At 68.3% G+C, this 15708-nt stretch carries 11 protein-coding genes and 2 tRNA genes; 11 read left to right on the plus strand and 2 right to left on the minus strand.

Going from position 1 to position 15708, the window contains the following annotated elements:
* Nucleotides 1-72: 72 nt before the first annotated feature.
* Nucleotides 73-4695 (plus strand): HAMP domain-containing protein, encoded by a 4623-nt coding sequence (locus SD37_RS31435; RefSeq protein ID WP_145926774.1) that lies wholly within the window; start codon nt 73-75, stop codon nt 4693-4695.
* 403 nt (nt 4696-5098) lie between these two features.
* Entirely contained in the window at nt 5099-5617 is a 519-nt protein-coding gene (locus SD37_RS31440) for a hypothetical protein (protein ID WP_044855937.1), read from the plus strand.
* 59 nt (nt 5618-5676) lie between these two features.
* Here SD37_RS31440 and SD37_RS31445 read toward each other — a convergent pair.
* Nucleotides 5677-5750: transfer RNA gene (locus SD37_RS31445), tRNA-Gly, on the minus strand.
* A 93-nt stretch (nt 5751-5843) separates the two neighbouring features.
* On the opposite strand from SD37_RS31445, the gene SD37_RS31450 reads away from it, so the two are divergent.
* From SD37_RS31450 to SD37_RS31490, 9 genes are all read left to right on the plus strand, one after another.
* Nucleotides 5844-5917, plus strand: a tRNA-Pro gene (locus tag SD37_RS31450).
* 100 nt (nt 5918-6017) lie between these two features.
* Nucleotides 6018-6458: a GNAT family N-acetyltransferase gene (locus SD37_RS31455; RefSeq protein WP_044856045.1), complete on the plus strand. Its 441-nt coding sequence runs from the start codon at nt 6018-6020 to the stop codon at nt 6456-6458.
* Nucleotides 6459-6518: 60 nt separating this feature from the next.
* Nucleotides 6519-7685 carry an ROK family protein gene (locus SD37_RS31460; RefSeq protein ID WP_044855936.1) on the plus strand — a complete coding sequence of 389 codons (1167 nt, stop codon included), beginning with the start codon at nt 6519-6521 and terminating at the stop codon, nt 7683-7685.
* 97 nt (nt 7686-7782) lie between these two features.
* On the plus strand, nt 7783-8802 hold the full coding sequence (locus SD37_RS31465; RefSeq protein WP_044855935.1) for an ABC transporter substrate-binding protein: 1020 nt from the start codon (nt 7783-7785) through the stop codon (nt 8800-8802).
* Nucleotides 8799-9560: an ABC transporter ATP-binding protein gene (locus SD37_RS31470; protein ID WP_044855934.1), complete on the plus strand. Its 762-nt coding sequence runs from the start codon at nt 8799-8801 to the stop codon at nt 9558-9560. Before SD37_RS31465 ends, SD37_RS31470 begins: the two co-directional genes overlap by 4 nt.
* The gene (locus SD37_RS31475; protein WP_044855933.1) at nt 9560-10399 is read left to right on the plus strand and encodes an ABC transporter permease; all 840 of its coding nucleotides are present in this window, start codon (nt 9560-9562) and stop codon (nt 10397-10399) included. Before SD37_RS31470 ends, SD37_RS31475 begins: the two co-directional genes overlap by 1 nt.
* On the plus strand, nt 10396-11739 hold the full coding sequence (locus SD37_RS31480) for an LLM class flavin-dependent oxidoreductase (protein WP_044855932.1): 1344 nt from the start codon (nt 10396-10398) through the stop codon (nt 11737-11739). Before SD37_RS31475 ends, SD37_RS31480 begins: the two co-directional genes overlap by 4 nt.
* Nucleotides 11736-12638, plus strand: coding sequence for a TauD/TfdA dioxygenase family protein (locus SD37_RS31485; protein ID WP_044855931.1), 903 nt, complete (start codon nt 11736-11738; stop codon nt 12636-12638). Before SD37_RS31480 ends, SD37_RS31485 begins: the two co-directional genes overlap by 4 nt.
* Before the next feature lie 70 nt (nt 12639-12708).
* The gene (locus SD37_RS31490; RefSeq protein WP_044855930.1) at nt 12709-13935 is read left to right on the plus strand and encodes an RNA polymerase sigma factor; all 1227 of its coding nucleotides are present in this window, start codon (nt 12709-12711) and stop codon (nt 13933-13935) included.
* Here the strand turns inward: SD37_RS31490 and SD37_RS31495 are convergent.
* Entirely contained in the window at nt 13928-15703 is a 1776-nt protein-coding gene (locus SD37_RS31495; protein WP_044855929.1) for a M48 family metalloprotease, read from the minus strand. The two genes, SD37_RS31490 and SD37_RS31495, sit on opposite strands and share 8 nt — an antisense overlap.
* Nucleotides 15704-15708: the final 5 nt, after the last annotated feature.

Below are 15708 nucleotides of genomic sequence, written 5' to 3' on the forward strand. Positions count from 1 at the left end.
CGGAGAGGGTCGACACAGATGACACAGCACTCCCAAAGGGACCGGACCCGCGCGGAAGGTGGTGGCGGCCAGGTGGACGAAGCGACCCTGGAACGCCTGCTCGCGGCGGCCCGCGACCTCGGGGACGGCAACTTCCGGCGGCGGTTCGTGGCGCATGGCGACGGGATCACGGCCCAGCTCGCCGTCGCCTTCAACGACATCGCCGAACGCAACCAGCGGCTGGTGACCGAGCTGCTGCGGGTCCGCGAGGCGGTCGGCAAGGAAGGCAGGCTGACCGAGCGCGTCGCGGCCGAGATCGGCCCCGGCGGCTGGGCGACCGCGGTCGACGTCGTGAACGGGCTGATCGAGGACGTGAGCAGGCCCACGGCCGAACTCAACCGGGTCCTCGGGGCGGTCGCCGAGGGCGATCTGTCCGAGACGATGCCGCTGGAGGTCGGCGGGCGGCCGCTGCAGGGTCAGTTCGCCGAGGTCGCGAAGACGCTGAACGGCCTGATCAAGCAGCTTTCGCGGTTCGCGACCGAAGTCACCAGAGTGGCCCGCGAGATCGCCACGGAAGGCCGTCTCGGCGGCCAGGCCGAGGTCCCGGGCGTGGCGGGTACCTGGCGTGACCTGACCGACAACGTCAACGTCATGGCCAGCAACCTGACCGACCAGGTCCGCAACATCGCCCAGGTCACCACCGCGGTGGCGCGAGGCGATCTGACCCAGAAGATCAACGTCGACGCGCGCGGCGAGATCCTGGAGCTCAAGAACACCGTCAACATCATGGTCGACCAGCTCTCGGCCTTCGCCGACGAAGTCACCCGCGTCTCCCGGGAGGTCGGCAGCGAAGGCCGTCTCGGCGGCCAGGCGCAGGTCCCCGGCGCGGCGGGCACCTGGCGCGACCTCACCGACTCGGTCAACCTGATGGCGGACAACCTGACCGACCAGGTCCGCAACATCGCCCAGGTGGCCACCGCGGTGGCCAAGGGCGACCTCTCGCAGAAGATCAACGTCGACGCCAAGGGCGAGATCCTCGAACTCAAGAACACCCTCAACACCATGGTCGACCAGCTGTCCTCGTTCGCCGACGAGGTCACGCGAGTGGCGCGCGAGGTCGGCAGCGAAGGCCGTCTCGGCGGCCAGGCCGAGGTCCCGGGCGTGGCGGGTACTTGGCGCGGGCTCACCGACTCGGTGAACCAGATGGCGGACAACCTGACCGACCAGGTCCGCAACATCGCCCAGGTCACCACCGCCGTCGCGAAGGGCGACCTGACGCAGAAGATCACGGTCGACGCGCGCGGCGAGATCCTCGAACTGAAGACGACCGTCAACACGATGGTCGACCAGCTGTCCTCGTTCGCCGACGAGGTCACGCGGGTGGCGCGCGAGGTCGGCACGGAAGGTCAGCTCGGCGGGCAGGCGCAGGTCCCCGGCGTGGCCGGGACGTGGCGCGACCTCACCGGCTCGGTCAACTTCATGGCGAACAACCTCACCGCGCAGGTCCGCAACATCGCCCAGGTGGCCACGGCGGTGGCGAAGGGCGACCTCTCGCAGAAGATCGCCGTCGACGCCAAGGGCGAGATCCTCGAACTCAAGAACACCCTGAACACCATGGTCGACCAGCTGTCCTCGTTCGCCGACGAGGTCACCCGGGTCGCGCGCGAGGTCGGCAGTGACGGGCGCCTCGGCGGCCAGGCACAGGTGCCCGGCGTGGCCGGGACGTGGAAGGACCTGACCGACAACGTCAACTTCATGGCGAAGAACCTGACCGACCAGGTCCGCAACATCGCCCAGGTCACCACCGCCGTCGCGAAGGGCGACCTGACGCAGAAGATCATCGTCGACGCGCGCGGCGAGATCCTCGAACTCAAGAACACCGTCAACACGATGGTCGACCAGCTCTCGGCCTTCGCCGACGAGGTCACGCGAGTCTCGCGCGAGGTCGGTACGGAAGGGAAACTCGGCGGCCAGGCGCAGGTGCGCGGCGTCGCCGGGACCTGGAAGGACCTCACCGACAACGTCAACGTCATGGCCGACAACCTCACCGACCAGGTGCGGAGCATCGCCACGGTGACGACGGCGGTGGCGAACGGCGACCTGTCGAAGAAGATCTCGATCGACGCGCAGGGCGAGGTCGCCGTGCTCGCCGAGACGATCAACAGCATGGTCGAGACGCTGCGCGCGTTCGCCGACGAGGTCACCCGGGTCGCGCGCGAGGTGGGTACCGAAGGCATCCTCGGCGGCCAGGCCCGCGTGCCGAACGTGGCGGGCACGTGGAAGGCGCTGACGGACAACGTGAACGTCATGGCCGACAACCTGACCGGCCAGGTCCGCAGCATCGCGACCGTGACCACCGCGGTGGCGCAGGGCGATCTGTCGAAGAAGATCGACATCGACGCGCGCGGCGAGATCCTCGAACTCAAGACGACCATCAACACGATGGTCGACCAGCTGTCGTCCTTCGCCTCCGAAGTCACCCGTGTCGCCCGCGAGGTCGGCACGGACGGCACGCTCGGCGGTCAGGCGGAGGTGCCCGGTGTCGCGGGCACGTGGTCGCGGCTGACCGAGAGCGTGAACCAACTGGCCGGGAACCTGACCACGCAGGTGCGGGCGATCGCGCAGGTGGCCACCGCGGTGACCGCCGGCGATCTGACTCGGCACATCACCGTCGACGCGTCCGGGGAGGTGGCCGAACTCAAGGACAACATCAACCAGATGATCGCGAACCTGAAGGAGACCACCCGCGCGAACCGCGAACAGGACTGGCTCAAGACCAACCTCGCCCGGCTGTCCGCGCTCATGCAGGGCCACCGCGATCTGGCGTCCGTGGCGTCGCTGATCCTCAGTGAGCTGACCCCGCTGGTGTCCGCGCAGCAGGGCGCGTTCTTCCTCGCCCGCGAGGACGAGCAGGAGGAGACGGTTCTGGAGAGCATCGCCACCTACGGGCTGGCGAAGTCCCAGGCCGGTCTGCGGTTCGCCCCCGGCGAATCGCTCATCGGACAGGCCGCGGTCGACCGTCGCACGATCCTGGTCCACGAGGCGCCGCCGGAGTACGCGCTCATCTCCTCGGGGCTGGGTTCGGCCGCCCCGGTCAACGTGATCGTGCTGCCGGTGCTGTTCCAGGGCGAGGTGCTCGGCGTGCTGGAACTGGCGACGATCAACGCCTTCAGCACCGTCCACATCGACCTGCTGGAGCAGCTGAAAGAGACCATCGCGGTCAACGTCAGCACCATCCAGTCCAACTCGCGCACCGAGGCGCTGCTGACCGAATCCCAGCGCCTGGCACAGGAACTGCGCGCGCGGTCCGAGCAGTTGCAGGCACAGCAACGGGAACTGCGCCGCTCCAACACCGATCTGGCGGAGAAGGCGGCACTGCTGGCCCAGCAGAACCGCGACATCGAGGTCAAGAACAGCGAGATCGAGCAGGCGCGGCAGGAACTCGAAGAGCGCGCCGGGCAGCTGACCATGGCGTCGCAGTACAAATCCGAGTTCATGGCGAACATGTCGCATGAGCTGCGGACTCCGCTCAACAGCGCGCTGATCCTGGCGAAACTCCTCTCGGAGAACCCGGACGGGAACCTGACGGAGAAGCAGGTCCAGTTCGCGCGGACGATCTACTCGGCGGGCAGCGACCTGCAGCAGCTGATCAACGACATCCTCGACATGGCCAAGGTCGAGGCCGGTCACCTGGACCTCCAGATGTCCGACGTCACGCTGCCCGAACTGGTCGAGTACGTCGAATCGATCTGCCGTCCGCTCACCTCGGACAAGGGCCTGGAGTTCGCCGTCCTGATCGACCCGCCGGTGCCTTCGTCGATCCACACCGACGAACACCGCGTGCAGCAGGTGCTGCGGAACCTGCTGTCCAACGCGGCGAAGTTCACCGACGAGGGCGGCGTGCGCCTGCACATCCGGATGGCCGACCCGGGCGAGGTCGAAGCCGACTCGCTCCGCCAGGCCCCCGGCGTCCTCGCGTTCGCCGTCGAGGACACCGGGATCGGCATCGCGCCGGACAAGCTCGCGATCATCTTCGACGCGTTCCGCCAGGCCGACGGCACCACCAGCCGCAAGTACGGCGGCACCGGGCTGGGCCTGTCGATCAGCCAGCAGCTGACGGAACTGCTCGGCGGCGAACTCCGCGTCCGCAGCGAACCCGGCAAGGGCAGCACGTTCACCCTGTACCTGCCGGTGAGCGCGTCGAACCTGGTCGTCCCGACCACGCAGGCGGGCGGGGTCCCGCTGATCATGGCCGTCCCGCAGGTGACCCCGGCGAAGCCGTCGCTGCGGTTCCACGGCGAGAAGATCCTCATCGTCGACGACGACCTGCGGAACGTCTTCGCGCTGGCCGCCGTGCTGGAACGCAACGGGCTGGAGGTCATCTACGCCGAGACCGGCGTCGCGGGCATCCGGGCCCTGGAACGGCACGAGGACACCGCCCTCGTCCTGATGGACGTGATGATGCCCGAACTGGACGGCAACGCCACGATCACCGCGATCCGCGCCGAAGCCGCCCATGAGGACCTGCCCGTGATCGCCGTCACCGCGAAGGCGACCCCGGAGGACAAAGCACGGACCCTCGCCTCGGGAGCGGACGACTACGTGACCAAGCCGGTGGACACGGACAAGCTGCTGGACCTGATCGCGGTGCACCTGGAGGCGGACGCGGCCTCCAGCGGCCTCTCCCAGGTCGTGGTGGACTCGGACGCGGACTGACGCTTCGGGTTATTGAGGGGTAAGGCGAGGCTGTTCCGCCTGCCGAGGCAGGCGCTTCGTGGCGTAAGCCGATCACGGCGCCAATCGTCCACAAAGGACGCTTTGCTCCGCTACGTGTCCGATTTGAGCGCTTTGCGCGGGGGCATTCTCGATCCCAGCGCGAGAACGCGCAAAGTACTCAAATCAGCCCCTGTTTAGGTACGCGTGGACTCATGGCACCGGGTCAAGCGATGGCGTGATCCGAGCGTGGAGGATTTGGGACGTTGAACGTCCCAAATCCTCCACACACCGCGACCAAACCCAGATCCGTACGCCGAGTAACGAATCATCCCCGATTGTTACACGCTCCGTAACACCTGAGCTCCGGTCGCGACTCCTCCCTAACTTCTCGAAAGGAGTCGCCATGCCGAACTTCTCCACCATCGCCGCCGGGTTCGCTTTCCTGCTCAGCGGCTACCTTCTCGCGGTGCTCGTGGTCCATCAGGCTTGGGGCGACGCCGCCCAGCCGCAGATCGCGACCAGCTTCAACGCCTTCGCCTTGCTCTTCGTCATGGCACTCGCCATCGAGCGGTTCATCCAGCCCTTCGCCCCGGCTCTCGGGCCGGACTCCGCCGTCCCCGCAGCCGCTCTCCAGAACGCTCAGGCCGCGGGAGACCAGACAGGGGCAAACGCCGCGTCGGTCGCCCTGAACAAGGCGAGGAACAGGACCGCCATCGTGACCTGGGGCCTCGCCACCGGACTCGCCTGCCTGCTGGCCGCCGGCACGAACATCACCTTGCTCCACGCCATCACCGACCGCCAAGGGCGCCAGGTCGCCTTTTGGCTCGACCTCTTGGTGACCGGTCTGGTCGTGGGCGCCGGAACCAAGCCGCTCAACGACCTCTGGACCCGCTTGCAGAACAAGCCTCCGGCCGCCACCTGACCTGTGCCGGAACGAAAGAACCCGCAGGTCAGTGGCCTGCGGGTTCTGCTGTGAAGCGATGGAGCGGGTGACGGGAATCGAACCCGCGTAGCTAGTTTGGAAGACTAGGGCTCTACCATTGAGCTACACCCGCATGCCCCGGAGTACCGGGTGCGAAAGTAGTTTAGCGTCACCCGCTAGGCTGTGCGCACACCCCCCGGGAGATCCGGCCGCGGGGAGTGTGACCCGGGATGTGGCGCAGCTTGGTAGCGCATCCGCTTTGGGAGCGGAGGGTCGCAGGTTCAAATCCTGTCATCCCGACTCAAGGTCTTTGACCTGCGGATTTCGCCCTCGTTGGGCTCGGTGGGCCCGATCCGTGATCTGGCGCGGCGTCCAGTGACCCTCCGCTTTAATGGCGATCATGGAGATCCGCCAGGCACTCACCACCGACGCCCCCGCCGTGACCCCCTTGCTCGTCCAGCTGGGCTACCCGGACAACGACGTGGATGACGTGCGCCGCCGGCTCGAACGCTGGGAGCGTCATCCCGAAGGCGCCGCCTTCGTCGCCGAGTCGGACGGCACGGTGGTCGGTGTCGTCGCGGTCGTCGCGATCCCGCTTTTCGAGCGGGAAGGCTCGGTGGGGCGGATCGTGGCCCTGGTGGTGGACGAGTCCCAGCGCGGTACCGGGGTCGGCCGCGAACTGGTCGCCGTCGCCGAAGCGGAGGCGCTGCGGTGGGGCTGTATCGCCATGGAGGTCAGCAGTTCCCGCCACCGGACCGGCGCTCACGCCTTCTACCGGGCGCGAGGGTACGAGGACCGCTGTGAGCGCAGCGCCAAGTTCTACCGCGCGCTGACCGCCTGACCAGCTCCCGCATCTTGAGAGCACTGGGCCCACCCGCACCGGCTTGCGAACATCGGCACCGTGACCGGCAGGCGGAGCGCCAGTGCCAGCGCGGTGCTCCGCGTGGTGCTGGACGAAGGGGCGATAGCGCGCAGCACCATCGCGCGCCGCACCGGGCTGAGCGCGGCGGCCGTCACCGGGCATGTGGCGGAGCTGATGCACCGCGGCTTCCTTCGCGAGCTGCCCGAGGTCGCGGGCGCGGTCGGCAGGCCGCATGTACCGGTCGATCTCGACACAGGACGGTTCGTGGTGTGCGGAGCGCATATCGCGGTCGACAATCTCACCGTCGGGCTTCTTGATCTGCGCGGGAAAGTGCTGGTACAGCAGGAAGTGCCGCATCACGGCGCCGAGCCCGCGGTGCAGGCCGCGCAGATCGCGGAGCTGCTCGACGACCTCCTCATCGGACACGCGCCGGAGCGCGCGCCGCTCGGGCTGGGGGTCGCGACCGGTGGGTGGGTCGACGGGGCGTCGGGGACGGTGGTGGAGCACGGATTGCTCGGCTGGCGCGGGGTCCCGTTGCGCGATCTGCTCACGGAGGTCACCGGTCTCGACGTCCGGGTCGACGGGCATTCGCGGGCGCTGATCCACGCCGAACGCCTGCTGGGGCAGCCGAGGACGCGCAGCAGTGTGGTGCAGTTGTTCACCGGCAACGTCGTCGACGCCGCCTTCGCCACCGGCGGCACCGTCCATCATGGACCGAGGTCGGCGGCGGGCGCCGTCGCGCATTTGCGGGTCGACGACAGTGACGAGCCCTGCCGCTGCGGGCGGTCCGGCTGTCTCGAAGCCACGGTTTCCGAGCGCACGGTCGCCCGTAAGGCGTTCGAAGCGGGACTGGTCGAAGAACCGGTTTTCACCGATGTACTCCATTCGGCGGCATCCGGGAACAAAGGCGCCATAGCCCTTTTCCATGAGCGCGCGAGAATTATCGGACAGGCCGCCGCATTGCTCTTCGACGTCCTCAATCCGGAAATCCTCATCGTGCTCGACCAGAGTGTACGCGACGTCGAAGGCTGCCTTTCCACGATCCGGGACGAGGTCGGACGGCGCTCCTGGATCTGCCAGAACCCGACTGAAAACGTTGTGGCGTCGAGCTTTCCGGGAACCGAGTTGGCGACAGCGGGTGCCGCGGTCATGTTGAACGCCTGCTACGAAGATCCGCTTTTCGCGAAGCTCGCCAACGCCTCCTGACGCCGGAGTTACTTCACTAAATCGCAAAATTGACGCTCACGTGCGGGCCTGCGAAGAATCATCTTCGACGACGCGAACCCGAACGAAAGAGCCCACCGTGAAGAAACCAGTACCCTTGCTCACCGCGCTCCTCGCCGGATTGGTGCTGTCGGGCTGCGGCGCCTCCGCGAGCCCGGCGGGCACCGCCGGGCAGCCGGAGAAACTCGAACTCCGTTACCAGGGTTCGGCGAACGCCGTCACCCTGCCCGAACTCGCCGAGGATCTCGGCTACTTCGGCCCCGTGAAACTGAAATGGGTCGGCAACACGATCAGTGGCCCGCAGGACATCCAGTCCGCCGCGACCGACCAGACCGACTTCGGCGGCGCCTTCACCGGCGCGGTGGTGAAACTCGTCGAAGCGGGCGCGCCGATCAAGGCGGTCGTCAACTACTACGGCTCCGACGAGAAGTCCTTCCTCGGCTTCTACGTCAAGGACGACAGCCCGATCCGCACGCCGCGGGACCTGATCGGCAAGAAGGTCGGCGTCAACACCGTCGGCGCGAACCTCGAAGCCGCGCTCGACACCTGGCTCAAGCGGAGCGGCCTCTCCGACGCGGAGATCGACCAGGTGCAACTGGTCGTCCTCCCGCCGATCAACACCGAACAGGCCCTGCGCAACGGGCAGATCGACGTCGCCGCGCTCAACGGCGTCCTGCAGGACCGCGCCGTCGCCGCCGGCGGAGTGCGGCCCATCGTCAAGGACGTCGAGGCGTTCGGGCCGTACAACGGCGGCCCGTACGTGCTGAGGACCGATTTCATCAAGAAGTACCCGGAAACCACGAAGGTCTTCGTCACCGGGGTGGCCAGGGCGATCGAATGGGAACGCACGACGCCCCGCGAAGAGGTCATCGCGAGGTTCACCAAGATCATCCAGAACCGCGGCCGCAACGAGAACACCGAAACGCTCAAGTACTGGAAGAGCGTCGGCATCACCAAGGGCGGCCTGATCTCGGACAACGACTACACGCTCTGGGCGGGCTGGCTCAAACAGTCCGGGTTCATCAAGAACGACCAGATCGACCTGAAGAAGCTTTACACCAACGAGTTCAACCCCTACCGCGACGGCGGTGGCGCATGACCGCCAAGATCAGCCTGCGCTCGGTCACCAAGACCTTCGGCGACCTGACCGCACTGGACGACGTCTCACTGGACATCGAGGACGGCACGTTCCTGTCCCTCGTCGGGCCGAGCGGATCCGGGAAGTCGACCCTGCTCGACCTGCTCGGCGGGCTCGCGGACCCCACCTCCGGCGAGGTGCTGATCGACGGGAAACCCGTCAACGGACCGGGGTTGGATCGCGGGGTCGTGTTCCAGCAGTACGCGCTGTTCCCTTGGCGCACCGCCCGCGCCAACGTCGAATTCGGCCTCGAAGGCGGCACGCTCGGCAAACGGCAGCGTGCGGAACGGGCACGGGAATTCCTCGATCTGGTCGGGCTTTCCGGGTTCGAAGACCACCTCCCGCATCAGCTTTCCGGTGGCATGAAGCAGCGCGTCGCGATCGCCAGGAGCCTCGCCTACGACCCGGACGTGCTGCTGATGGACGAGCCGTTCGCCGCACTGGACTCGCAGACCCGCGAACTGCTGCAAGAAGAACTGCGGCGGATCTGGGGACGCACCGGCAAGACCATCGTGTTCATCACCCACAGCATCGAAGAAGCCGTCTACCTGGGACAGAAGGTCGCCGTGCTGACCTCGCGGCCGGGCAGGCTCAAGGACGTCGTCGACATCGATCTCGGTGACCGCGCGAACGACGATCTGCGTTCGGCGCCCGCGTTCGTGGCCCACCGGCACCGGCTGTGGGAACTCCTGCACGACGAGATCCGGAGGGCAGCCTGATGACCGCCACACTCGAAGCACCCACTGTCCACACCGGAGCGAAATCGATCGGGAAGCCGCGGCGGAAGAACACCTGGCTGGGCAAGGTCTTCCGGAGTTCGGCCGCGATCCTGCTCTTCCTCGCCGTCTGGGAACTCGCGCCCCGCTTCGTGCTCGACGAAGGCACGCGGACCTTCCTTCCGCCGCTGTCGGAAGATCTCGCCGCGCTCGGGGAGCTGATCCTCAACGGGCAGCTGGCCGACCATCTGCTGGCGAGTCTCGGCCGGTCCGCCGCCGGCTTCGTGCTCGCCGTGGCCGTCTCGGTGCCGCTCGGTCTGCTGATCGCCTGGTACCGGCCGCTCGCGGAGTTCCTGAACCCCTTGCTGGAACTGGCCCGCAACACCGCCGCGCTGGCCCTGCTGCCGGTGTTCACGCTGCTGCTCGGCATCGGTGAGGTGTCCAAGATCGCGCTGATCGTCTACGCCTGCGTCTGGCCGGTGCTGCTCAACACGATCGCCGGGGTCAACACCGTGGATCCCTTGCTGGTCAAGGCCGCGCGGTCACTCGGGCTGTCCAGTCCGAACCTGTTCCGGAAGGTGATCCTGCCGTCGGCGGTGCCGACCATCTTCACCGGCATCCGGATGGCGGCGGCGTACTCGATCCTCATCCTGATCGCCGCCGAGATGGTCGGTGCCAAGGCCGGGCTCGGCTATCTGATCAACAACTCCCAGGTCAACTTCCAGATCCAGCAGATGTACGCCGCGATCATCACGGTGTCGGTGCTCGGCCTGGCCATCAACGCGGGCTTCGTCGCGCTGGAGCGGCGGTTCTCCACCTGGCGTGTCAAGGAGAAGGCATGACGTCGAACAGGAAACAGTTGCACCTCAACGCGTTCGTGATGCCGAACGGGCATCACGAGGCGGCCTGGCGGCATCCGAGCACGGATCCGCACCGGGCCGCGACCCTGAAGCACTATGTCGACATCGCACGCACGGCGGAGCGCGGCAAGCTGGATTCGCTGTTCCTCGCCGACGGCGTCGCGTTGTGGGGCAACGTCCGTTACAACTCGCACACCCTGTTCGAGCCGCTGACGCTGCTTTCGGCGCTGGCCGGGGCCACCGAGCGCATCGGCCTGATCGCCACCGCGTCGACGACCTACAACGAGCCGTACCACCTGGCCCGCAAGTTCGCGTCGCTCGACCATCTCAGCGGCGGCCGCGCGGGCTGGAACATCGTGACTTCGGCGGGCGAGGACGAGGCACGCAACTTCAACCGCGACGCCCGGCCGTCGCACGCGCTGCGCTACGAACGCGCCACCGAATTCGTCGAGGTGGCCAAGAAACTCTGGGACAGCTGGGCCGACGACGCGGCCGTGATCGACAAGGCGAGCGGCGTCTACGCCGACACCGACCTCATCCACCCGATCGACCACGACGGCCCGCATTTCCAGGTGCGCGGCCCGCTGAACATCCCGCGTCCGGTGCAGGGACACCCCTTGCTGGTCCAAGCCGGTTCGTCGGAGACCGGCAAGGAGTACGCGGCCCGCTTCGCCGAAGCGGTGTTCACCGCGCAGCAGACTTTCGCCGAGGGCAAGGCTTTCTACGACGACGTCAAGGGAAGGCTCGCGAACTACGGGCGTTCGCCCGAGGAGATCAAGATCCTGCCCGGGATCAGCCCGATCCTCGGCCGCACCGAGGCCGAGGCGAAGGAACGCGAGGCCGAACTCAACGCCCTCATCACGCCCGCGTACGGCGTGCGGCAACTGTCGACGATGCTCGACCACGACCTCACGCCGTACCCGCTCGACGGGCCGCTGCCCGACGTCGGCACGTTCACCGAGGGTGCCCAGAGCCGGTTCGAGCTGGTCACCGGCCTGGCCAGACGCGAGAACCTGACCATCCGCCAGCTCATCGAACGGCTGGCGGGCGGCCGCGGCCATCGCGTCTTCGCCGGCACCGCGGCACAGGTCGCCGACCAGCTGGAGCACTGGTTCACCGAAGGCGCCGCCGACGGCTTCAACATCATGCCGCCCACCCTGCCCGGCGGTCTCGAGGATTTCGTCGACCTCGTGGTGCCGGAACTGCGCAGGCGCGGCCTGTTCCGCACCGAGTACACCGCCACGACCCTGCGCGGCCACTACGGCCTCGCCCGGCCCGTCAACCGCACCACCGTCACCACAGTGAAGGAGCACGCCGCATGACCGCCCTCAACACCCAGGTCGAGGTCCGCAAGATCACCGGCCGCATCGGCGCCGAGGTGATCGGCGTCGATCCCGCCGCCGAGCTGGACACCACGACCGTCGCTTTCCTCACCGACGCCCTGCACGAGCACAAGGCGCTCGTCTTCCGGGACGTCGACCTCGACGACGCCGGCCAGCAGCGCTTCGCCGCGTACTTCGGGGAGTTGACGAAGGCGCACCCGACCGTCCCGTCGGTCGAGGGCGAGCCCGCGATCCTGCCGGTCGACAGCGAACGGGGCCGCGCGAACCAGTGGCACACCGACGTCACCTTCGTGCACAACCCGCCGAAGGCCAGCACGCTGCGGAGCCTGGTCGTGCCGCCGTACGGGGGCGAAACGCTGATCGCCAACTCGGCCGCCGCCTACCGTGACCTGCCGGAGCCGCTCCGCGCGTTCGCGGACACGCTGCGCGCCGAGCACACCAACGACTACGACTACGCGAAGGCGCCGGAGACGATCGACGAGGCGGAGCAGGAACGCCGTCAGGTGTTCATCTCGCGGAAGTACCGCACGGTGCACCCCGTGGTGCGGGTCCATCCGGTGACCGGCGAGCGCGGGCTGTACATCGGCGGCTTCGCGCAACGGATCATCGGGCTGTCGAAGGGCGAGTCGCGGGACATCCTCCGGCTGCTGCAGTCGTATGTGACGCGGCCGGAGAACGTCGTCCGGGTGAGCTGGGCCCCGAACCAGCTGGTGCTGTTCGACAACCGCATCACCCAGCACTACGCCGTCGACAACTACGACGACCTGCCCCGGCGCCTGAACCGGGTGACCGTGGCGGGCGACGTCCCGGTGGGGATCGACGGCGTGCCGAGCGAATCCCTCGAAGGCGACGCTTCGCACTACTCCCCCGTCGCCTGACACCCCGCATTTCGTCCTCTGGATGCCTACCCACCGCATCCAGAGGACGAAATGCGGTAAGACTGGCGTCGTGACTGACGAACGCCAGGTGGAAGCGCTGCTCAGGGAACTCGCCCCGCAGGTCATCGGGTTGCTGGTGCGCAGGCACGGCCAGTTCGACGCCTGCGAGGACGCCGTGCAGGAAGCCCTGCTCTCGGCCGCGCAGCAATGGCCGGAGCAGGGGATCCCGGACAGCCCGAAATCCTGGCTGGCGACCGTGGCGTCACGGCGGCTGGTGGACGAATGGCGCAGCGAGAGCGCGCGGCGGCGGCGCGAGGAGAACTCGGCGCTGATGGATCTGGCCGGACCGGCAGAAGCGTCCACTGTGTCCGATTCGGACGACACACTCACCGTGCTCTTCCTGTGCTGTCACCCGTCCCTTTCGGCGCCGTCGCAGCTCGCGCTCACCTTGCGCGCGGTCGGCGGCCTGACCACGGGTGAGATCGCGACCGCGTTCCTGGTCCCGGAATCGACGCTGGCCCAGCGGATCAGCCGCGCGAAACAGACCATCAAGAAGGCGGGCGCGGAGTTCGTCCTCCCGCCGCCCGCCGAACTCGCCGACCGGCTCCGCGTCGTCCTCCAGGTGCTGTACCTGATCTTCAACGAGGGCTACACGACCAGCGGCGGCCCCGAGCTGCACCGTGCCGACCTCACCGCCGAGGCGATCCGGCTGACCCGCCTGCTGCACCGGCTGATGCCCGGCGAGGACGAGGTCACCGGCCTGCTCGCGCTCATGCTGCTGACCGACGCCCGCCGCGCCGCCCGTGCGGCCGGGGACGGCTCCCTCATCCCGCTCGCCGACCAGGACCGGTCCCGGTGGGACGCGGAGATGATCGCCGAGGGCGTTTCACTGGTGAGCGGGGTCCTCGAAGCCGGGCCGGTCGGGCCGTACCAGGTGCAGGCCGCGATCGCCGCCGTCCACGACGAGGCGCCCACCGCGGCCGACACCGACTGGACCCAGATCCTCGCGCTCTACGACGTCCTCGAGAAGGTCTCGCCCGGCCCGGTCGTCACGCTCAACCGCGCCGTCGCGGTCGCCGAGGTCCACGGCCCGGAAGCGGGTCTCGACCTGCTCGGCACCCTCGACGACGACAGCCGGATGAACCAGACCCACCGGCTCGACTCCGTGCGCGGGCACCTGCTCGAACTGGCCGGGGACACCGGCGCGGCGCGCGAGGCCTACCTCCGGGCCGCCGGGAAGACCGCGAGCGAACCCGAAAAGCGGTATCTGACCCGGCGTGCGGAGCGGCTCACCTGAGCACACGAAGGATCGTGTCGTGCGATTCGCCGTGGACGTAGCCCGTGTAGACGGCGTGGATCCGGTGCTCCGTGCCGTCGTACCGGGTCACCGTCGCCTTGATCGGGATGTCGCGCCGCCTTTCCACCCGCGACAACTCCTCGTACGGCAGCCAGACCGACCCCGCCCTGGCGGCGACCGCGAACGGCTCTTCGGCCATCAGGTCGAGCAGCCCCTGTTTCCCGTTGTCGGGCACCTTTCCCGCGACGGGCACGAAGATCAGGCCTCGTTCGGTGATCAGCAGATGTCCCGGCCGGTCGTCGAAGCGCACGTTCGCCAGCCCGCCCAGCACCGCCGAGCCGCGCGGGGTGACCCGCTCCGAGCCGCCGGCCGTGGCCGCGGGGTCGATCCCCAATCCCGCCAAGGTCGCGCGGGCCCGCGCGATCTCTTCCGGCCCGCCGATCAGCAGATCCTCGACGAGTTCGGAAAGATCCACGGCGGACCCGTCGGGGTGGGTGAAATCCGGTTCGTCATCCCAGCGGTGCGCGAACCGGACCGAGCCCGCGTCGCAGGCGGCCAGCAGGATGGCGGCCGCCAGCCCCTCCTCGGGGATGTCCGCTCCTGGAAGCGAGAGAAGCGCTTCGAGGGTTCCCACAGGCTGTCCTGAAGCCCGTGCGATCGCGCGGTACGCGGCCTCGGCCTCCTCCTTCAGTCGCGTCAGCGCCGACTCCCGCGGGTAATCCTCCCAGGGAAGGCGGCGCCGGCCGCTGAAATCGAAGACAGCCTCTTCGAGCCGGGCCTCGGTATGCGCGGAATCGGCGAGCAGGCCCAGCGCCGGGCGTTCGTCCACATCGGACCTGTCCGGCGCGTATTCCAACGCCCACAGGCGTTCCACGGTCGGCGGGTGGGTGTCCCAGCGCGACGGTGACCGGATGGGCGCGTCGGCGGTGGAGAGCCAGTCGCGGCGTGCTTCGAGCATCCGTGCGAAGCCGCCGTAGACGTCGGCGGGGGCCAGTCCGACCTCCGCCCCCGCCCCGACGTGGTGATGCAAGTAGTGGACCCATTCGCCACCGAGCAACGGAAGCAGCCGCAACGCCGACTGCGCCGGAACCCGTCCGGCGATCCGGCCCATGACCTGGTCCGCGCCGTATTCACGCCGTCGGCTCCCGACCCGCTGGGTCAGGATGAACAGCCGCGCGTAACCGCGGAACAGCCAGGACAGCGGGTTGATCGTGCGGCGTGGGAAGCGTTCGAGCATCCGCGCCACGGCGACGTGGGCCCGGTAGCCCGGCACGCTGGTCTCCCCGTCCAGTTGCCCGTAGTGGCCGAACTCGTGCGCCAGCACCGCGCGTACCTGCGCGCGGGTGAACGCCTGGAGTACCGGGTAGCCGATCAGGAGGAACCGGCGGCCGGGCTTCAGGCCGAACAGGCCCGCCTGCTCGACGACCGACGCCCCCGGTGCCGCCGTGAGCCACACCTGGTCCGGAGGCCGGGTCCCGATCGTCTCCGCCAGTTCGGTGAGCGTGGCCCACAGCTCCGGGGCGTCGTCGCGGTAGAGCGGAATCCCGTTCGGCACGAAGGGTTTCTCCCGGAACGGCAGCAGGGCCGCGACTCCGGCGCCGAGCAGCAGTCCCAGCCCGAGCGCGGCGACGAGGAACACCAGGCCGTTGTCGATCGTGCCCAGCAGGAGGCCGCCACCGAAGGCCAGCAGGACGAAGACCAGCGCGGCCAAGACGTAGAACCCCGACACCAGGAGCACGACCTTGGCCGCGCGAAGCCACCCTCGCATGGCGG

This window comes from Amycolatopsis orientalis (genome assembly GCF_000943515.2).
Taxonomy (GTDB): domain Bacteria; phylum Actinomycetota; class Actinomycetes; order Mycobacteriales; family Pseudonocardiaceae; genus Amycolatopsis; species Amycolatopsis orientalis.

What these genes read in the sequence shown, in the direction of transcription:
- SD37_RS31440 (WP_044855937.1), top strand. Translation starts at nt 5,099, where the DNA reads ATGCCGAACTTCTCCACCATCGCCGCCGGGTTCGCTTTCCTGCTCAGC.
- SD37_RS31455 (WP_044856045.1), top strand. Translation starts at nt 6,018, where the DNA reads ATGGAGATCCGCCAGGCACTCACCACCGACGCCCCCGCCGTGACCCCC.
- SD37_RS31470 (WP_044855934.1), top strand. Translation starts at nt 8,799, where the DNA reads ATGACCGCCAAGATCAGCCTGCGCTCGGTCACCAAGACCTTCGGCGAC.
- SD37_RS31475 (WP_044855933.1), top strand. Translation starts at nt 9,560, where the DNA reads ATGACCGCCACACTCGAAGCACCCACTGTCCACACCGGAGCGAAATCG.
- SD37_RS31480 (WP_044855932.1), top strand. Translation starts at nt 10,396, where the DNA reads ATGACGTCGAACAGGAAACAGTTGCACCTCAACGCGTTCGTGATGCCG.
- SD37_RS31485 (WP_044855931.1), top strand. Translation starts at nt 11,736, where the DNA reads ATGACCGCCCTCAACACCCAGGTCGAGGTCCGCAAGATCACCGGCCGC.
- SD37_RS31495 (WP_044855929.1), bottom strand. Translation starts at nt 15,703, where the DNA reads ATGCGAGGGTGGCTTCGCGCGGCCAAGGTCGTGCTCCTGGTGTCGGGG.